Below are 18,929 nucleotides of genomic sequence, written 5' to 3'. Positions count from 1 at the left end.
AAGGACGCTGTAGCACTTTTGATTTGCGCATGATCCTTTGCGAAAATCGATTCCCGATTTTCGGGGGCATGCGGCAACCGGTCCAGCGGAAGTTTCCGTCACCGTGCGGCCGGGTGCGAAGGCATGGGGTGCGGACCCGCGAGCGAATGACTGACCTGGACGCAGAGCAGAGAGGCATCGCGCAAACCATAGCCACACGGCTGTGGAACAGCCACTGGCTGCTTGCGGCCGGCATAGTCGCGGTCGTCGTTGTTTATGCTCTGGCCGCGATTTCAGCCTATGTCGTCCTCGCGGCGCTGCTCTTGCTGTTTGCCGCGGCAATGCTGCCGGTGGCCGGCGCGCGCCAATCCGCCGAGAGCGGCGCCGCCATAGAGGCCATCGGCTTGCAGCGGCTCTCCGGTGAATATCTTGCGGCCGCCGTCGCCGATCCGCTGATCATCTTCGACCGGACCGCCATCATCGTGCATGCCAATGCCGCCGCTTTCGCCGCCTTCGGCGGGATCGCGCCGGGCATGTCGCTGTCGTTGAAGTTCCGGGCGCCGGAAATGCAGGCTCTGCTGGACGGCGTGCTGTCGGGCGACGTCGCTTCCGATGTCATCGACTATACGGAAAAGCTGCCGGTCGAACGGGCTTACCGGGTGAGCGCCTCCTCGGTCGGCCACGCCACCGATCTCTATGTGCTGGTGTTCAAGGACCAGAGCGAAGCGCGCAGGATCGACCGCATGCGCGCCGACTTCATCGCCAATGCCAGCCACGAACTGCGCACGCCGCTCGCCTCCATCGCCGGCTTTATCGAAACGCTGCGCGGGCCGGCCCGCAACGACCCGGCGGCGCGCGATCAGTTCCTGCAGATCATGCAGAGCCAGACCGGTCGTATGGCGCGTCTGATCGATGATTTGTTGTCGCTGTCGCGGCTCGAGATGAAGCCTTATCTGAAGCCGGGAACCGAGGTCGATCTGCGCGAGACCGTCGACAGCGTCATCGATTCGCTTGGACCGCTCGCCAGGGAAAACAGCGTTGTCATCGAGCGGGACTATGCCGATGGGCCGCTTGATGTGCCGGGCGATCGCGACGAGCTTTTCCAGGTGTTCGAGAATCTTCTGGAAAACGCCTGCAAATACGGGCAGTCGGGCGGGCGCGTCGTGGTGTCGATCGCGCACAGCGATGCCGGCTCGGAACCCGGCATCGACGTGACCATCCGGGATTTTGGCCCCGGCATTCCCGAGGAGCACATTCCGCGCATCACCGAGCGCTTCTACCGCGTCGATGTCGAGACCAGCCGCACCCAGAAGGGCACCGGCCTTGGCCTGTCGATCGTCAAGCATATCCTGACGCGCCACAACGCCAGGCTTTCGATCAAGTCCGAGGTCGGTCAGGGCGCCGCCTTCTCGGTTCATTTGCCGACGCACTGAAATCGCCCTAGTTTTCCACCTGACCGTTTCTTTTTTCTGTCATCCGGCTAGCGTATCAGCGGGGATTCGAGGAACGACTCAAAGTCAAAACACCCGTGGGAAGGCATTTTATCATGCAGTCCGTGCATACTATGAGCGCCTATGACGAGGAGCTGAAATATCTGTCGAAGCGCATCGCGGCCATGGGCGGCCATGCCGAGCGCATGGTTGAACAGGCGGTTGCCGCTCTCGTCAACGCCGACCCTGGCCTCGCCCAAAAGGTCATACGCGATGATGCCGTGCTGGATGAGGGTCAGCGCGAAATCGACGACAAGGCGATCATCATCATCGCCAGGCGCCAGCCGATGGCGACGGACTTGCGCGAGATCGTCGGCGCGATCCGTATTTCCGCCGACCTCGAACGGGTCGGCGATCTCGGCAAGAACGTTGCCAAGCGAGTGGTCGCCGTCACCGACGGACGCCAGCCGACGAGCCTGTTCCGCGGCCTCGAGGCCCTGGCCAACCTGGCGCTGACCCAGCTCAAGGAAGTGCTCGACGTCTACGCGTCTCGCTCGGTGGAGAAAATCGGCTTCGTGCGCGACCGCGACGACCAGATCGACGCCATGTACACATCGCTGTTTCGCGAATTGCTGACCTACATGATGGAAGATCCGCGCAACATCACGCCGTGCACGCATCTGCTGTTCTGCGCCAAGAACATCGAGCGCATCGGCGACCACGCCACCAACATCGCCGAGACCATCTACTACATCGTCACCGGCGAGCAGTTGCCGGCCGAGCGACCCAAGGGCGACAAGACCGACAAGATCGGTCTTTCCGAGACGCTGCCGGTGAAGTGAACAGCCGCCTCTCGAACCGTCACCCGAATTACGCTAAGCTTTCCGAGCTTTACCTCTATCCTCGTCCGTGGATTTTGCTTCGGGAGGTTGTGATGGAAAATGTTCGGAACCTGACCCCGGCGTCTGCGCCGACATCCGGCATTATCGCTTGCGGCGTCTACACGGCCGGGCGCCGCATCGCCGACATCCCCATCGAGGAAGCCGGCGAATGGGCAAAAAAATCCGGACATGTCGTCTGGATTGGCCTGCTCGAGCCCGACCGCAACCTGTTGCTGCGCGTTCAGGCGCAGTTTCACCTGCATGAACTGGCGATCGAGGATGCCGAGCACCCGCACCAGCGGCCGAAGATCGAGCAATATGGCGATGCCCTGTTCATCGTCGCCCGCACCGCGCAGCTGATCGACGGCCGGGTCACCTTTGGCGAGACCCATTTGTTTGTCGGCAGCGGCTACATCGTCAGCGTCAGGCATGGCCCGTCCACCTCCTATGCCGCCGTTCGCCAGCACTGGGAAAGCTGCCCGCATTCGCTGGCCAAAGGCGAGGATTTCGTCCTCTACGCCATTCTCGATTTCATCGTCGACAATTATATGCCGGTGCTCGAGCAGATCGACGACGAAGTCGAGGTGATCGAGGACAGGGTTCTGCTGAAGCCGATGACCGGTCCCGACATCGAGCGGCTCTATATGCTGCGCCGCGATCTCTTGCGCCTGCGCAACGCAGCGCTGCCGCTGGTCGAAGTCTGCCGACGGCTGACCAGCGCCGACCTGCCGCAGATCCATACGGCCATGCACCCGCTGTTTCGCGACGTCACCGATCACATCCGCACCGTGCAGGAGAAGATCGACAGCCTGCGCGAGGTGCTGGCATTCGCTTTCGAAGCCAGCCTTCTGGTCGGCCAGAGTCAGGAAACGGCGATCTCCAAGAAGCTTGCCTCATGGGCCGCCATCCTGGCGGTGCCGACGGCATTCGCCGGCATCTACGGCATGAACTTCAGCGACATGCCGGAACTGAAGATGGAATACGGCTACCCGATGGTGCTGGCCACGATCGCGCTGATCTGCGCGTTTCTGTATTGGCGCTTTCGCAAGAATGGGTGGCTGTGAAAGAGAGCGAATAGCAAATAGGGAGGTAGCGAATAGCGAACACAAAAACGGCTTGCTTCCTCACAGACGCCAAGCCGTTTCGATTCGCTATTCGCTCAGCGACTCCGCCGCCGCTCCGATGCCGGCTGGAACGCCACGCGAGCGTGGTATTTGCAGTAGGGACCGGTTTCGGCGGCATCGTTGCCGCAGAAATGGAAGTCCTCGGACAGCGGATCGCCGTTCGGCCATTTGCAGGTCCGCTCGGTCAGCTCGACGAGTTGCAGGTGCCGCGAGATCGGCAACACGACATTCTCGACCGGGCGGATGTAGTGGCGTGCCACCGGTTCGGCGTCGAACTGCGTCTGCAAGGCTGTCGCGCCGATCGATGTCGTGACATGGCGCGTGGCCGTTGCGGCGCGCGATACCGATTTCTGAACGGTCGATCCTTGCGCCGCCTTCTTCTGGCGTGCCGGCGTGGCGGTCGAGCGTCCGCGGCCCGACAGTTTCAGCCGGTGCACCTTGCCGATGACCGCATTGCGGCTGACCCCTCCAAGCTGTGCAGCAATCTGGCTTGCGCTCAGACCCTCCGACCAAAGTTTCCTGAGAAGTTCTACCCGCTCGTCAGTCCAGTTCATGAGACCGCGCTCCTCTAAGCGTGCGGCAATCGGAATCCCTTCCCGACCCGGCAATATTTGCCGGGGCAGACACCACATATATCTGGTGATTAGGTCCGCCGCACGAAATCTAGTTATTTCTCGACTACAACTACTCTATGCGCTGACTCGGTGACAAGAGTCCCAAGTGCAACACGAATCGGTTTTTTCGGTTTTCCCCAACTTGCCCGGTCGCTTATGAGCCGGCGTCCTGTCAGGGGGCTTGCCGCGCGCCACTACGCGACGTTTTCGTTGACTTCATGGCCGAAAAACACGATAAGCCGCAAAGGCCGCCGCTTTGGCGGCTTTTTTGATTTTCCGGTACCGGAGACGCATATAATGAGCGGTTCGGCGCTTTACGAGACCTTTGCTCGCGCACCCCTGGCCTTCGACCGCGGGGAAGGCACCTGGCTGATTACCGACAAGGGCGAGCGATATCTCGATTTTGCCGGCGGCATCGCCGTAAACTCGCTCGGCCACAGCCATCCGCATTTGGTCACCGCACTCACCGAGCAGGCCGCCAAGCTCTGGCATGTTTCCAATCTCTATGAGATTCCGGGGCAGAGCCGGCTCGGCGAGCGGCTGGTCGACGCCACCTTCGCCGACAAGGTGTTCTTCACCAATTCGGGCGCCGAGGCGCTGGAATGCGCAATCAAGACGGCGCGCCGCTACCAGTTCGTCAACGGACACCCCGAGCGCTTCCGCGTCATCACCTTCGAAGGCGCCTTCCATGGCCGCACGCTGGCAACCATCGCGGCCGGCGGCCAGTACAAATATCTTGAAGGCTTCGGCCCCAAGGTCGAAGGTTTCGATCAGGTCGGTTTCGACGACATCGACGCCGCCGAAAAGGCGATTACGCCGGAGACGGCCGCCATCCTGATCGAGCCGGTGCAGGGCGAGGGCGGTATCCGTCCGGTGCCGACGCAATCGCTGAAGCGGCTCAGGCAATTGTGCGAGCAGCACGGCCTGCTGTTGATCTTCGACGAGGTCCAGTGCGGCATCGGCCGCACCGGCAAGCTGTTCGCGCATGAATGGTCAGGGGTTACGCCAGACATCATGGCGATCGCCAAGGGCATTGGTGGCGGCTTCCCGATGGGCGCCTGCCTTGCCACGGATGAAGCGGCCGTTGGCATGACCGCGGGCGTGCATGGCACCACATTCGGCGGTAACCCGCTGGCCATGGCTGTCGGCAACGCCGTGCTCGATGTCGTGCTGGAAGACGGCTTCCTCGAAGATGTCCAACGCAAGGCGCTGCTGCTGAAGCAGGGGCTTGCGTCGGTTGCCGACGAGTTTCCCGAGGTCATCGAGGACATCAGGGGCGCGGGGCTCATGCTCGGCCTCAAATGCGCCATGCCCAACACCAAGGTGAACATGGCGCTGCGTGACCAGCACCTGCTGGCGGTGCCGGCTGGCGACAACGTCATTCGCCTGCTGCCGCCGCTCACCGTCACCGATGCCGAGATCCACGAAGCGCTCAAGCGCATACGCGCCGGCGCCAAGGGCCTGGCGGAGGCGATCGCCTCCGCCGCCGCGAAGTAATCCCGGAACCATTGCTGATGTCAGTTCGCCATTTCACCGATCTTTCCGCCGTTTCCGAAGGCGACCTGCGCTTCATGCTGGACGACGCGGTGGTGCGAAAGGCCCGTCTTAAGGCCGGCGAGCGGACCAAGCCGCTCGAAGGTAAGGTGCTGGCAATGATCTTCGACAAGCCGTCGACGCGCACGCGCGTGTCTTTCGACGTCGGCATGCGCCAGCTTGGCGGCGAGACCATCATGCTGACCGGCACCGAGATGCAACTCGGTCGTTCCGAGACCATCGCTGACACCGCCAAGGTGCTTTCGCGCTATGTCGACGCAATCATGATCCGCACCACCTCGCATGAGCGGCTGTTGGAACTGACCGAGAACGCCACCGTGCCGGTGATCAACGGACTGACCGACGACACCCATCCCTGCCAGCTGATGGCCGATATCATGACCTTCGAGGAGCATCGCGGTCCGGTCGCCGGCAAGACCATCGCCTGGACCGGCGACGGCAACAATGTGCTGCATTCGCTGCTCGAGGCCTCGGCCCGGTTCCGCTTCAACCTCAACGTCGCCGTGCCCGAGGGCAGTGAGCCGGCGCAGAAGCGTATCGACTGGTCGCAGGCACATGGCGGCAAGCTGCACTTCACCCGCTCCCCCGAGGAAGCCGTCGACCAGGCCGACTGCATCGTCACGGATTGCTGGGTGTCGATGGGCCAGGAGCATCGCGCCCGCGGCCACAACGTGTTCTCGCCCTATCAGGTCAACGCCAAGTTGATGGCGAGAGCCAAGCCTGACGCGCTGTTCATGCACTGCCTGCCGGCGCACCGCGGCGAGGAGGTGACCGACGAGGTCATCGACGGACCGCATTCGGTGGTCTTCGACGAGGCCGAGAACCGGCTCCATGCCCAGAAGGCCGTGCTCGCCTGGTGTCTTGGCGCATGAAGTGTCTGGGAGCTTGATCTGCGGAGGTGTGATGCCTATTTGCGCCGCATCACGCAAATCAAGCGCGTTTCGAGGCATGCTCCCGAGAGGGCGGCTTGGCCGCGCTCTGGAGCTTTGTCATGTTGAAAACCTATCAAGTGACTGAACATCACCCCAAACTCGGCGAATTCGGCTACGCCGGCGACGATCACGTCGTGCCGTTCGAGGTCGGCCCGCTCGACGTGCGCGGCCGCACCGTCCAGCTCGGGCCGATGCTCGACGCCATCCTCAGCCGCCACGATTATCCCGAGCCGGTCGCCCGCCTGCTGGCGGAAGCCTGTGTGCTGACCGTGCTGCTCGGCACCTCGCTGAAGTTCGAAGGCAAATTCATCCTGCAGACTCGCACCGACGGGCCTGTTGACATGCTGGTCGCGGATTTTTCCACGCCCTCGGCATTGCGCGCCTATGCGCGTTTCGATGCCGACCGGCTGGAGGCGCTGGTCGCGGCAGGCGAAACATCGCAGCAGACCCTGCTCGGCAGCGGCGTGCTGGCGCTCACCATTGACCAAGGCGCTCATACGCAGCGCTATCAGGGTATCGTCCAGCTCGATGGCGAGACGCTGGAAGATGCGGCACGCACCTATTTCCGTCAGTCGGAGCAGATCCCGACCGATCTCAGGCTGTCGGTGGCCAAGCTGCTGACGCCCGGCCCCGGTGGCGCCCGCGAGCAGTGGCGCGCCGGCGGCATCCTGGCGCAGTTCCTGCCGCAGTCGCCCGAGCGCATGCGCGTGCCGGACCTGCCGGGTGGCGATGGCTATCCGCGCGAGGAGATCGACGATCCGGCCGACAATTCCTGGCAGGAGTTGCTGGCCCTGCTCGGCACCATCGAGCCGACCGAACTGATCGACCCGACGATCGGCGCCGAGCGGCTGCTCTACAGGCTGTTCCACGAGCACGGCGTTCGCGTCTTCGGCGGCGTTCCGGTCGCCGACCAGTGCTCGTGTTCCCGGGACAAGATCCGCGGCATCCTCGAGGGTTTTTCCGCGCAGGAGATCAAGGACAGCACCGAGGACGGCGGCATCCACGTCGCCTGCGAATTCTGCTCGAAGCAATATGACTTCGACCCAGCGGAATTTGCGGCTCAGTAGGAAAGTCTCCCTTCTCCCCGTTCACGGGGAGAAGGACGCTAATTCACCGTCCGCCGCGTTCCCGGCAGATCGAGTGAAAACGCCGGGATGGCGATGTCGAACGTCTCGCCCCGCTTGTTTCGCATCGTGTAGTGCCCGACCATGATGCCGGACGGCGTCGAGAGCGGGCAACCGGACGTGTATTGGTAGCTGTCGCCGGGATTGAGTTCGGGCTGGTCGCCGACGACGCCGGCGCCGCGAACCTCCTCGACCCGGCCGGTGCCGTCGGTGATGTGCCAATAGCGCGACAAAAGCTGAACGAAATCGTCCGACTGATTGTCGATCGTTATCTGATAGCCCCAGACATAGCGGTTCTCTGAGGGATTCGAGCGATCCTCCAGATAGAACGGCCTGACCTGCACTTCGATGTTGCGCGTGACGGCGCTGTACATAAGCGGCTCCAAAAACAATCCGGTAACTCTCGGCGCTCGTTGCAGGCTGGTCAACGGTGCGCGTCCCTTCATTGCCGATCGAACGGCAGGTGGCGGCAAAGAATGTCATTTAAGTGACACATGACAATGATGGTGTGCGCCGACCAGTGCCGCGCGACTCGGGCGCTCTGTCGAACTGTTGAAATCGGTCGTCCTGCCAGCCAGATTGTTCTGGCGGACCGGTTTTCTGGAGTGACCGGATCTCGATGGAACTCACTCTCATAGCCGCCGCGCTTTCGACTGCCCTTATCCTCTCAAATCTCGCCAGCATCGTGCTTGCCGCTTCACGTCTGAAACGGCGCCGCATTATCGCGCCGCCGGCCGGCAAGCCGCGGCCAGTGTCGATTGTCGTGCCGTCGCGTGGCGTCGAGCCGTTCACGCGCGAGACGCTGGAACGTGCCTTCTCGCTCGACTGGCCGCACTACGAGCTGATCTTCTGCGTTGCCCATGCCGACGACCCGGTGGTCAAACTGATAAACAGGGCAATTGCCCGGTTCCCGAAGGTGCCGGCCCGGCTTCTGGTCGGCGACGACCGCATCAGCGCCAATCCGAAACTCAACAATTGCGTCAAGGGCTGGGAGGCCGCGCGGCACGACTGGGTTGCCCTGGCCGATTCCAACGTGCTGATGCCGAGGGATTACGTCCAGCACCTGATGGCTGCATGGCGGCCGGATACCGGCCTTGTCTGCTCGACGCCGATAGGCTCGCGGCCGGCCGGTTTCTGGGCTGAAGTCGAATGCGCTTTCCTCAACACGCTGCAGGCGCGCTGGCAATATGCCGGCGAGGCACTCGGCCTTGGCTTTGCCCAGGGCAAGAGCATGCTCTGGAACAAGCCGATGCTCGACGCCAATGGCGGCATCCGCGCGCTGGCGGCCGAGATCGCCGAGGATGCCGCCGCGACCAAGCTGGTCAATGGCCTCGGCCTGCGAGTCAATCTCGTCGCCGCGCCCTTCGAGCAGCCGCTCGGCCGGCGCACGTTTGACGAGATCTGGTCGCGTCAGGCCCGCTGGGCGCGCCTGCGCCGCGTCACCTTCCCGCTGTTCTTCGCGCCCGAAATCCTGACCGGAGCTGTGGTGCCGCTGGCGCTTGCGCTGCTTGCGGCGGCAAGTGCCGGCGTCAGCCTCTGGGCAACCGCAATTGCCGTATTGGCCGCCTTCTATCTTCCCGAGTGCGCCCTGGCCTGGTCCAAGGGCTGGTACCTGTCGCCACGCATGGTTGCCGCGATCATCGCGCGCGACCTGATCCTGCCGGCAATGTGGGCGCGCGGCTGGCTCGGCGGCGCCGTCGACTGGCGCGGCAATGCGATGACCATCGGCACCAAGGCGGCCGAGCTGGAAGAGACGCCGTCCGGCGCCTGAAAGCCCTCTTATTTGGCCTTCAGAGCCTGCGCGATGTCCTCTAGCAGATCGTTGGTGTCCTCCAGGCCGACCGACAGTCTAAGCGTGCCCGCCCCAATGCCGAGTTCGGCGCGCGCCTCGTCACTCAGATTCTTGTGCGTCGTTGTCGCCGGGTGGGTGATCAGGCTCTTGGCGTCGCCGAGATTGTTGGAGATCAGCACAATGTCGAGCGCGTTCTGCAAGGCGAAGGCCGCCTGCTTGCCGCCCTTGACGTCGAGGCAGATCAGCGTCGAGCCGCCCGACATCTGCTTCTTGACGATATCGGCCTGCGGGTGGTCGGCCCGCCCGGGATAGATGACACGGGCGATTTCCGGCCGCTCGGCCAGGAAGTCAGCGATCCGGCCTGCGCTTTCTGTCTGCTGGCGCACCCGCAGCGGCAGCGTTTCCAGGCCCTTCAGCAGCGTCCAGGCGTTGAAGGGCGACAGGCTGGGACCGGTGTGGCGGAAATAGTCATGCAGGTTCTCATCGATCCACTTCTTGTCCGACAGGATGACGCCGCCGAGACAGCGACCCTGGCCATCGATATGCTTGGTCGCCGAATAGACGACGATGTGGGCGCCGAGTTGCAAGGGCTTCTGCTGCAGGGGCGTGGCGAAAACATTGTCGACGATCAGCCTGGCGCCTATCGAATTGGCAAGCGAAGCGACGGCGGCGATATCGACCACTTCCAGCGTTGGGTTGGTCGGGCTTTCCAGGAAGAACAGCTTGGTGTTCGGCTTGACCGCCTTTTCCCAGTTGGCGATGTCGGTGCCGTCGACCAGCGTCGCCTCGATGCCGTATCTCGGCGCAAGCGTCTCGACCACCCAGCGGCACGAGCCGAACAGCGCACGCGCCGCCACGATATGGTCGCCGCCCTTGGCGCTGCACAGAAGCGCAGCCGTCACCGCGGCCATGCCGGACGCGGTGGCGCGGGCGTCTTCCGCACCTTCGAGTGCGCACATGCGCTTCTCGAACATATCGACGGTCGGATTGGCGTAGCGCGAATAGATGAAGCCCGGCTCCTCACCCTTGAAACGGGCTTCGGCGGCCTGCGCCGTTTCGTAGACATAGCCCTGGGTGAGGTAAATCGCTTCAGACGTTTCGCCGAAACCGGAACGCAGCGTTCCGCTGTGCACGAGTGCTGTCTGAGGCTTCCAGTTGCGCTTATTGGTGCTCATCGCTCTTCTTCCAGACACAAAAAAACCGGCCGCGAAAGTCGCAACCGGTCCATACGGCCTTGCGGCCCGACGGTCCTTTAGCGACTTGTTTAACGTGGCTGCAAGCCGACCGGCCAAATCACCACGGGATAACGACCCTTTAGACCCGCGCCACGCTTGCGTCAATTGCCGGCTTCATTAAGAGGTTTGTACCAGCGGCTAAGGAGCGGAGCCTTGCGGCAGACAGGCATTCTTCCCGATCAGGACATCTCGGCGCTGTTCCAGTCCGGCGCGCTGAAGTCGACGCGCGCGCTCGATGCCGGCCAGATCCAGCCCGCCAGTCTTGATCTCAGGCTCGGCGACAAGGCCTGGCGGGTGCGTGCCTCCTTCCTGCCCGGCCCCAACCACAAGGTTTCGGAAAAACTCGATCGGCTGCAGTTGCACGAAATCGATCTTGCCGAGGGCGCGGTGCTGGAGACCGGCTGCGTCTACATCGTGCCCTTGCTTGAAAGCCTGGCATTGCCGGCAGACATTTCGGCCTCGGCCAATCCGAAGAGCTCGACCGGGCGGCTCGACATCTTCACCCGTGTCATGACCGATCGCGGCCACGAGTTCGACAAGATCGCCGCCGGCTATCATGGTCCGCTCTATCTGGAGGTCAGCCCGCGCACCTTCCCGATCGTCGTCCGCACCGGCTCGCGGCTGTCGCAGGTCCGTTTCCGCACCGGCAATGCGCTGCTCTCGGAAGCCGAGCTGTATGAATTGCATCGCGCCGAGATGCTGGTCGCCACCGAGCCGCCGAACATTTCCGGCGGCGGCATCGCGCTGTCGATCGACCTCAATGGCGATCAGAACGGCCTGGTCGGCTATCGCGGCAAGCATCACACCGGCCTCGTCGATGTCGACAAGCGCGCGGCACAGGAGGTCGTCGACTTCTGGGAGCCGATCCACAAGAGCGGCGCCGGCGAGCTGGTGCTCGATCCCGACGAATTCTACATCCTCGTCAGCCAGGAAGCGGTGCATGTGCCGCCGCTCTATGCCGCCGAGATGACGCCCTTTGATCCGCTGGTCGGCGAATTCCGCGTCCACTACGCCGGCTTCTTCGATCCGGGCTTCGGCCATTCGGCGTCCGGTGGCACCGGCAGCCGGGCGGTGCTCGAGGTGCGCAGCCACGAAGTGCCGTTCATCCTCGACCATGGCCAGATCGTCGGCAGGCTGGTTTACGAGCATATGCTGAAGCGGCCGCAGGCACTCTACGGCACCGATCTCGGCTCCAATTACCAGGCGCAGGGCCTGAAACTCTCCAAGCATTTTAGAGCGGCGCGCTAATCCTCGCCGCCGAGGCTGGTGTCAGCCGCGAAAGAGATATTCCTTCGCGGCGCCGAGGCAGGCGTGGAACTCACCGATAAAGAGCAGCTCGCGCACCGTCAGGCGCTTTTTGCCCCAAAATCCCTTGGTCTGTTTCTCGTCGTCGAGCGACGCGCTTGTGCCGTATTTCAACGGGAACAACTGCTTGTCGAGGCATTCAAGGACATAGGCCCGTGCAGACTCGATGCCGCAGGCTTTGGCTTTCTCGTTGAGCTTGTCGGCGCGCATCTCCGATGTCATGCGGTTCGCATTGCGCATCAGAAAGCCGACCTGCGTCTTCGAGTAACCGGTAGCCAGAAGCTGGCTGGTCATTGCCGACCGGGCTTCGCGATAGGATGCCGGGCTGCAGCGCGCCGCGCTGTAGGCCGTCGAGGAGAAACAGGCAAAGGCAAGCACCAGGCCGATGAATGCAATGCCAAGCCGTATCCGGTTCATTCCTCGTCCCAATTCTGCGCTAGCTCACAGGGCCTTCACCTCCACCTTCACCGGCTTTTCGATCTCAAGCGGGTTGCGTAGCGGCAGGCCGAAATCTCCGGCTTCGATCTCGAACACGTCGCCGGCCTCGGTCTTGATGCCGTCGGCGAAGGACAGCGTCGCCGTACCGAACATATGCACATGCACGTCGCCCGGCTGGCGGAAGGCCGCGTATTTGAAGTGGTGATGCTCAAGATTGGCGATTGTGTGCGACATGTTCGCTTCGCCGGACAGGAACGGCTTTTCCCACAACACCTCGCTGTCGCGCACGATGCGCGAGGTGCCACGGATATCGGAAGGCAGGTCGCCGATCAGGATTTCCGGGCCGAACGAAGCATTGCGCAGCTTGGAATGGGCCAGGAAGAGATAGTTCACGCGCTCGGTCACATGGTCCGAGAATTCGTTCGACAGCGTGAAGCCGACGCGGAAGGGCGCGCCGTCGTCGCCGATGACATAGATGCCGGCCACTTCGGGCTCTTCCCCGGCGTCCTTGGCGAAAGCCGGTGACAGGAGTGCGGCACCTGGCGCCACCGCCATCGTGCCGTTGCCCTTGTAGAACCATTCCGGCTGCACGCCGATCTGGCCTTTCGCGGGCTTGCCGCCCTCCAGCCCCATGCGGAACATCTTCATGGAATCGGTTAGCTGCTCCTCGCCATCGGCACTGAGCTTCTTGTGCATGGAGTCGCGTGTCGCGGCTGAGCCGAGATGCGTCAGTCCGGTGCCGGTCAGGTGCAGATGCGCCGGGTCGGGATGGTTGATCGGCGACAGCAGCCGCCCTTTCTTGTAGGCCGCTTCGAGATCGACCGTTTCGCCGAGCCCCTTGCGTTCGATCAGCGCGGCGAGGCCGACGCCGGTGCGGGCAGCCTCCATCGCCAGCGAATAGACGCTGCGGGCGCCGTTTATGATCCGGGTCTTGCCGCCGTTGCGGGCAACGACGCGGATGGTCTCGGCGTCGTCAAGGATCTGGGAGATCAGCATGATAAATCCTCTCTCATTTGCCTTGGCAGGGCTGCCAAAACAGCAAACCTTGCTCAGCGCGGCCGGGACGTCGTCCATGCCACGGTTGATATTCTCCGTTCGGATTGCGCTCGCGGGCCTGGTCCCTCAGGGGACTTCTTTACGCCGGCGGGTTTGCCGGCAGCGCCGCGATCGTATGCCTCCTGCTTGCCTCGACTAAAGTCTGTTCAAGCCTTGTTCTTGTTGTACACGTCGAAGATCACGGCACCGAGCAGCACCAGGCCTTTGACCACCTGCTGCCAGTCGACATTGACACCCATGATCGACATGCCGTTGTTCATGACGCCCATGATGAAGCCGCCGACCACCGCGCCGATGACCTGGCCGACACCGCCCATCGCCGAGGCGCCGCCGATGAAGACGGCAGCGATCACGTCGAGCTCGCTGCCGAGGCCCGCGGCCGGCACCGCCTGCCCAAGGCGGGCCGCGATGATCAGGCCGCCAAGCGCCGACAGAACGCCCATATTGACGAACACCATCAGCGTCAGCCGCTCGGTCTTGATGCCCGACAGCTGCGCTGCCTTGGCATTGCCGCCCATTGCATAGATGCGGCGGCCGATAGTCATGCGCTTGGTGACGAAGACGAACAGCGAAATCAGCACGCCCATGACGAGCAGCACCACCGGCAGGCCCCTGTAACTGGCGAACTGGTAGACCAGGAACAGCGCCAGCGCGCTGCCGACCAGCGTCTTGATGACGAACAGGGTAAAGGGTTCGGCCTCGTAGCCATGGCGTTCGCGTTTGCGTCGCGTCCTCAGCCCGAAATAGGCGTAGGCCAGCACAGCGATCAGGCCCAGCACGATCGTCGTCATGTGGAGGGTCAGGCCGCTGCCCATGATGGTCTTGCCGGCCGCGTTAACCGTCGGCGGGATAAGCGTCAGTGGCCCAATGACATCCGGGATGAAGCCGGAGCTGAGCGCCTTGAAGCCATCGGGCAGTGGGCCCACCGAGGAACCGCCGCCCAGCAGCGCCTGGCAGATGCCGCGGAAGATCAGCATGCCGGCCAGCGTGACGATGAAGCTCGGTATTCGGTGATAGGCGATCCAGTAGCCTTGCGCGGCGCCGATCGCGCCGCCCACGATGAGGCAAATGATCGACACCACCAGCGGATTGCTGAACGGGCCGAGCGGCCAGATGACCATCATCATCGCCGCCAGTGCGCCGATGAAGCCGGCGACGGAGCCGACGCTGAGGTCGATATGGCCCGAGACGATGACCAGCAACATGCCCAGCGCCATCACGATGATGAACGAGTTCTGCTGCACCAGATTGCTCAGGTTCACTGGCTTGAACAGCGTTCCGGAGGTGGTGAACTGGAAGAACACCATGATGGCGATCAGCGCCAGTATCAGGCCGTATTCGCGCAGGTTCGTCGCCAGCGCCGAGACGGCGATGCGTGGACGCTGCGGCACGTCTTCGGCGACTTTGCTTTGCGGGGCGGGGGCGCTTTCCGTGCTCATGCTGCTTTTCCTTCTCCCCGAACGATGGCGCGCATTATTTTTTCCTGGCTTGCGTCCGCCGCGGGCATTTCTCCGACTATGCGTCCTTCGTTCATGACATAGATACGGTCGGTGATGCCGAGCAGTTCTGGCATTTCCGACGAAATGACCACGATCGCCTTACCTTCGGCGGCAAGCCGGGCGATGATCGTGTAGATTTCGTACTTGGCGCCGACATCGATGCCGCGCGTCGGCTCGTCGAGGATCAGCACTTCGGGGTCCGCGAACAGCCATTTCGACAGCACCACCTTCTGCTGGTTGCCGCCGGAAAGATTGCCGGTCATCTGATAGACGCTGGAAGCGCGGATATTGGTCTTCTTGCGATAGTCGTTGGCCACGCTGAGTTCGCGCATGTCGTCGATCACGCTGTGGCGCGAGACGCCGCCGAGATTGGCCAGCGTGATGTTGTGCTTGATATGGTCGATGAGGTTGAGGCCGTAGGTCTTGCGATCCTCGGTCACGTAGGCGATTCCGTGTTCGACCGCCTTGCTCACCGAGGAAACATCGATCGGCTTGCCCTTGAGCAGCACCTCGCCGGTGATACGGCGGCCATAGGAACGGCCGAACATGCTCATGGCGAATTCGGTGCGGCCGGCGCCCATCAACCCGGCAATGCCCACCACCTCGCCCTTGCGCACGTTGATGTCGATGCCCTTGATGACGTGTCGCTCGGCATGGAGCGGATGATAGACCGACCAGTTCTTCACTTCGAACACGACCTCGCCGATGTCAGGCTCGCGCGGCGGATAGCGGTCGTCGAGCGAACGGCCGACCATCGAGGTGATGATGCGATCTTCCGAGATGTCCTTCTTGGCCAGCGTCTCGATAGTGCGCCCGTCACGGATCACGGTGACCTTGTCGGCAACCCGGTTCACCTCGTTGAGCTTGTGCGAGATCAGGATCGAGGTCATGCCTTGCCGCTTGAATTCGAGCAGCAGGTCGAGCAGCGCCTGGCTGTCCTTTTCGCTGAGCGATGCCGTAGGCTCGTCGAGGATCAAGAGCTTGACTTCCTTGCTCAACGCCTTGGCGATCTCGACCAGCTGCTGCTTGCCGACGCCGATATTGGTGATCAGCGTCTTGGGGTCCTCCTTGAGGCCCACCTTCTTCAACAGGGCGCTGGTGCGCGCCTCGTTGGCGTCCCAGTCGATGATGCCGAATTTCGCGTGTTCGTTGCCGAGGAAGATGTTTTCGGCAATCGACAGCATCGGCACCAGGGCAAGCTCCTGGTGGATGATGACGATGCCCTTGTGTTCGCTGTCATGGATGCCTTTGAAGTGGCATTCCTGGCCCTGAAAGATGATCTGGCCGTCATAGGTGCCTGTGGGATAGACGCCCGACAGCACCTTCATCAGCGTCGACTTGCCGGCGCCGTTCTCGCCGACCACGGCATGAATCTCGCCTTCCTCGACGCTGAGGTTGACGTTCGAAAGCGCCTTCACGCCGGGGAACGTCTTGGTGATGTCGCGCATCTCCAAAATCGTCGAGGCCATGGGGACTACCGCTCCTTGCGAGGTCGGCAAACACTGCCGGCGAGGTCGGTAACAATACCGGGCTCGCTGGTGAACGAAAAGGGGCCCTGCGTTGCGCAGGACCCCTGACTTTGTAACCGAATTTACTTCAGTTCGTCGGCCTTGATGTAGCCGGAGTCGACGACCAGTGCCTGGTAGTTCGACTTGTCGACCTCATGCGGCGTCAAGAGGATCGAAGGAACGACCTTGACGTCGTTGTTGTAGGTCTTTTCATCGAGGCCGTCCGGCTTGCCACCCGAGAGCACCTTGTCGACGAGCTCGACAGTGGCCTTGGCCAGTTCGCGGGTGTCCTTGAACACGGTCGAGTACTGCTCGCCCGTGATGATCAGCTTGACCGAGGCGGTTTCGGCATCCTGGCCGGTCACGATCGGCCAGGGCTGTGCGTCCGTGCCGTAACCGACAGCGCGCAGCGAGGCGGTGATGCCGCGCGACAGGCCATCATAGGGCGACAGCACGCCATCGACGCGGCTGCCGTCCGAATAGTTGGCCGACAGCAAATTGTCCATGCGCGCCTGGGCGGTGGCGGCGAGCCAACGCAGCGTGCCGACCTTGTCCATGCCCATCTGGCCCGACTTGATCTTGATCGAGCCGTCGTCGATCAGCGGCTGCAGCACGGAAATCGCACCGTTGTAGAAGAAGAAGGCGTTGTTGTCGTCCGGCGAGCCGCCGAACAGTTCGACGTTCCACGGCTTGGTGTTCGGGAAACGCTCCTTGAGGCCCTTGACCAGGGAATTCGCCTGGATCACGCCGACGCCGAAATTGTCGAAAGTGGTGTAGTAGTCGACATTGGCGGTCTTCTTGATCAGGCGGTCATAGGCGACGACGACGACGCCCGCATCAGCGGCCTTCTGCAGCGCATCCGACAAAGTGGTACCGTCGATCGAGGCGATGATCAGCGCCTTCGGGCCCTTCGTGATTTCGTTTTCCAGCTGGCTGAGCTGGTTGGGGATGTCGTCCTGCGCGTATTGCAGGTCGACAGTGTAGCCGAGAGCCTCGAGCTGGGACTTGACGGCGTCGCCGTCATTGATCCAGCGCTGCGAGGTCTTGGTCGGCATCAGCACGCCGACAAGACCCTTGTCGGCTGCATGCGCCGAGTAGGTCATGGCAGCGATGCCAAGGGCCGCGACGGCGGCCAGTGTCTTGATGATTTTCAATGTAACTCTCCCTGGTTGATGGACGCGGCACCCCGGGGGTCGCGGGCCGCGCAATCGTGCAGAAGCGCCAAGGCACTGCTGCCGTCATATCGATCTCCGGTATCCTCCCATGGCCCCGAGGCACTGATTTCAATCGATACGATTTTTCTCGTCAGCGACCGTCGCGTCTCGGAACGCGCGAAAAATGGGGTTCTTTGCCATAACTGTCAAATGCGATCTTTGATAGTTGCTATATCATAATTGGTATATGGTGTTGCGACGTGACGGGCTGATCCAATACCGGCCCCTCCGCGAGCAGAAGAGAGGGAAAGCGATGGCGGCAATCGGGAATCCGACTGCAGTTTCAAATGGTTACAGAGAGATTCCAGGCGATGGCGAAACTCTGCTGCGCAGCGGTCTCAGCCTACGTCACATGCGCATGATCGTCGCGCTCGACGACCATGGCCGAGTCAGCGCGGCGGCGCAGGTGATGAACATTTCGCAGCCGGCGGCCTCGCGCATGATCAGCGAGATGGAGGCGGTGCTGGAGGTCAAGCTGTGCGAAAGACTGCCGCGCGGCATCACCTTGACACCTTACGGCAAGGCACTGGCCAGGCGCGCGCGCTCGATCCTGCTGGAGATGCGCGAGGTCGACCGCGAAATTTCCGAACTCAAGGCGGGCAAGGGCGGTTCGGTGTTCCTGGGTGCGGTGACGGCGCCGGCGATCGAACTGGCGGTGCCGGCAATTCGCGAGATTCGCCGCATCTATCCGCGCATCGAGATCACCATGCAGGTCGAGACCTCCAACGTGCTGGCGCGCGAGCTGATCGCCACGCGCCATGATTTCATCATCGCGCGCATCCCCGACGATCTCAATCCGCGGCTGTTCGAGTCGCGCGTCATCGGCGTCGAGAAGGCCTGCCTGATCGTGCGACGGGGGCATCCGCTCACCAAGGGCAAGGCGGTGCGGCTGGAAGAGACCGCCGCCTATGACTGGGTCTTCCAGTCGGGCGGCTCGCCCTTGCGCCAGGCGATGGAGAGCAATTTCCTCAACCGCAACATCGCTCTGCCGGACCGCATCCTCAACACCAGCTCGCTGCTCCTGACGCTGGTCATGGTCGCGCAGTCCGATGCCATTGCGCCGGTCTCGGTGCAGGTGGCGAAATTCATCCAGAATCCCGACGGGCTGGCCGGCGCCATCGACGTCGTCCAGACCGAATTCGACATCGAGGTCAGGCCCTACAGCCTGATCACGGTAAAGAACCGCGTGTTGTCGCCGGCCGCCAAGATGCTGCATGATTTCATTCTGAGGGAAGTGGGATGAG

The 18,929-nt window shown here is 62.6% G+C and carries 17 protein-coding genes and 1 riboswitch; of the genes, 9 read left to right on the top strand and 8 right to left on the bottom strand.

Going from position 1 to position 18,929, the window contains the following annotated elements; translation table 11 throughout:
* Window positions 1-146 precede the first annotated feature (146 nt).
* The 3 genes from ASD99_RS06990 (at window position 147) to ASD99_RS06980 (ending at window position 3,354) form a co-directional block, all read left to right on the top strand.
* Window positions 147-1,412 (top strand): ATP-binding protein, encoded by a 1,266-nt coding sequence (locus ASD99_RS06990; RefSeq protein ID WP_056588331.1) that lies wholly within the window; start codon window positions 147-149, stop codon window positions 1,410-1,412.
* Window positions 1,413-1,525: 113 nt separating this feature from the next.
* On the top strand, window positions 1,526-2,251 hold the full coding sequence (gene phoU, locus ASD99_RS06985) for a phosphate signaling complex protein PhoU (protein ID WP_056588329.1): 726 nt from the start codon (window positions 1,526-1,528) through the stop codon (window positions 2,249-2,251).
* Between the two features lie 92 nt (window positions 2,252-2,343).
* Complete coding sequence (locus ASD99_RS06980; protein ID WP_057143113.1) at window positions 2,344-3,354, top strand: magnesium and cobalt transport protein CorA; 1,011 nt, start codon at window positions 2,344-2,346, stop codon at window positions 3,352-3,354.
* A 95-nt stretch (window positions 3,355-3,449) separates the two neighbouring features.
* On the opposite strand, the gene ASD99_RS06975 is transcribed toward ASD99_RS06980, so the two are convergent.
* Window positions 3,450-3,968: a GcrA family cell cycle regulator gene (locus ASD99_RS06975; protein ID WP_056588322.1), complete on the bottom strand. Its 519-nt coding sequence runs from the start codon at window positions 3,966-3,968 to the stop codon at window positions 3,450-3,452.
* Window positions 3,969-4,325: 357 nt separating this feature from the next.
* On the opposite strand from ASD99_RS06975, the gene ASD99_RS06970 reads away from it, so the two are divergent.
* The 3 genes from ASD99_RS06970 (at window position 4,326) to ASD99_RS06960 (ending at window position 7,581) form a co-directional block, all read left to right on the top strand.
* On the top strand, window positions 4,326-5,525 hold the full coding sequence (locus tag ASD99_RS06970) for an aspartate aminotransferase family protein (protein ID WP_056588320.1): 1,200 nt from the start codon (window positions 4,326-4,328) through the stop codon (window positions 5,523-5,525).
* A 17-nt stretch (window positions 5,526-5,542) separates the two neighbouring features.
* Complete coding sequence (argF, locus tag ASD99_RS06965) at window positions 5,543-6,454, top strand: ornithine carbamoyltransferase (RefSeq protein WP_057143180.1); 912 nt, start codon at window positions 5,543-5,545, stop codon at window positions 6,452-6,454.
* Between the two features lie 119 nt (window positions 6,455-6,573).
* The gene (locus tag ASD99_RS06960) at window positions 6,574-7,581 is read left to right on the top strand and encodes an Hsp33 family molecular chaperone (RefSeq protein WP_057143179.1); all 1,008 of its coding nucleotides are present in this window, start codon (window positions 6,574-6,576) and stop codon (window positions 7,579-7,581) included.
* A 38-nt stretch (window positions 7,582-7,619) separates the two neighbouring features.
* On the opposite strand, the gene apaG is transcribed toward ASD99_RS06960, so the two are convergent.
* Window positions 7,620-8,012: a Co2+/Mg2+ efflux protein ApaG gene (apaG, locus tag ASD99_RS06955; protein ID WP_056588314.1), complete on the bottom strand. Its 393-nt coding sequence runs from the start codon at window positions 8,010-8,012 to the stop codon at window positions 7,620-7,622.
* Window positions 8,013-8,257: 245 nt separating this feature from the next.
* Here apaG and ASD99_RS06950 point away from each other — a divergent pair, with 245 nt between their 5' ends.
* On the top strand, window positions 8,258-9,409 hold the full coding sequence (locus ASD99_RS06950; RefSeq protein ID WP_057143112.1) for a ceramide glucosyltransferase: 1,152 nt from the start codon (window positions 8,258-8,260) through the stop codon (window positions 9,407-9,409).
* Between the two features lie 8 nt (window positions 9,410-9,417).
* Here ASD99_RS06950 and ASD99_RS06945 read toward each other — a convergent pair whose 3' ends face one another.
* Window positions 9,418-10,605, bottom strand: coding sequence for an O-succinylhomoserine sulfhydrylase (locus ASD99_RS06945; protein ID WP_057143111.1), 1,188 nt, complete (start codon window positions 10,603-10,605; stop codon window positions 9,418-9,420).
* A 57-nt stretch (window positions 10,606-10,662) separates the two neighbouring features.
* Window positions 10,663-10,740: riboswitch (SAM riboswitch) on the bottom strand.
* A gap of 78 nt (window positions 10,741-10,818) precedes the next feature.
* Between ASD99_RS06945 and ASD99_RS06940 the strand changes: the two genes are divergently transcribed.
* Window positions 10,819-11,913, top strand: coding sequence for a 2'-deoxycytidine 5'-triphosphate deaminase (locus ASD99_RS06940; RefSeq protein WP_056588305.1), 1,095 nt, complete (start codon window positions 10,819-10,821; stop codon window positions 11,911-11,913).
* Window positions 11,914-11,934: 21 nt separating this feature from the next.
* On the opposite strand, the gene ASD99_RS06935 is transcribed toward ASD99_RS06940, so the two are convergent.
* The 5 genes from ASD99_RS06935 to chvE form a co-directional block, all read right to left on the bottom strand.
* A complete protein-coding gene (locus ASD99_RS06935; protein WP_156388937.1) occupies window positions 11,935-12,348 on the bottom strand; it encodes a hypothetical protein in 414 nt (137 codons plus the stop codon).
* 63 nt (window positions 12,349-12,411) lie between these two features.
* Window positions 12,412-13,404: an AraD1 family protein gene (gene araD1 / locus ASD99_RS06930; protein ID WP_056588415.1), complete on the bottom strand. Its 993-nt coding sequence runs from the start codon at window positions 13,402-13,404 to the stop codon at window positions 12,412-12,414.
* A gap of 206 nt (window positions 13,405-13,610) precedes the next feature.
* Window positions 13,611-14,903 carry a multiple monosaccharide ABC transporter permease gene (mmsB, locus tag ASD99_RS06925; RefSeq protein ID WP_056588298.1) on the bottom strand — a complete coding sequence of 431 codons (1,293 nt, stop codon included), beginning with the start codon at window positions 14,901-14,903 and terminating at the stop codon, window positions 13,611-13,613.
* Window positions 14,900-16,432 (bottom strand): multiple monosaccharide ABC transporter ATP-binding protein, encoded by a 1,533-nt coding sequence (mmsA, locus tag ASD99_RS06920; protein ID WP_056588295.1) that lies wholly within the window; start codon window positions 16,430-16,432, stop codon window positions 14,900-14,902. Before mmsA ends, mmsB begins: the two co-directional genes overlap by 4 nt.
* A 122-nt stretch (window positions 16,433-16,554) precedes the next feature.
* A complete protein-coding gene (gene chvE / locus ASD99_RS06915; RefSeq protein WP_056588292.1) occupies window positions 16,555-17,625 on the bottom strand; it encodes a multiple monosaccharide ABC transporter substrate-binding protein in 1,071 nt (356 codons plus the stop codon).
* A gap of 313 nt (window positions 17,626-17,938) precedes the next feature.
* Here chvE and ASD99_RS06910 point away from each other — a divergent pair, with 313 nt between their 5' ends.
* Window positions 17,939-18,928, top strand: a complete 990-nt coding sequence (locus tag ASD99_RS06910) for a LysR family transcriptional regulator (RefSeq protein ID WP_056588289.1) — start codon at window positions 17,939-17,941, stop codon at window positions 18,926-18,928.
* Window position 18,929: the final 1 nt, after the last annotated feature.

The sequence above is a fragment of the Mesorhizobium sp. Root695 genome, assembly GCF_001428185.1.
Classification (GTDB): Bacteria; Pseudomonadota; Alphaproteobacteria; order Rhizobiales; family Rhizobiaceae; genus Mesorhizobium.
Note: the sequence above shows the minus strand (reverse complement) of the source record. Positions and strands in the feature narration are given on the sequence as shown.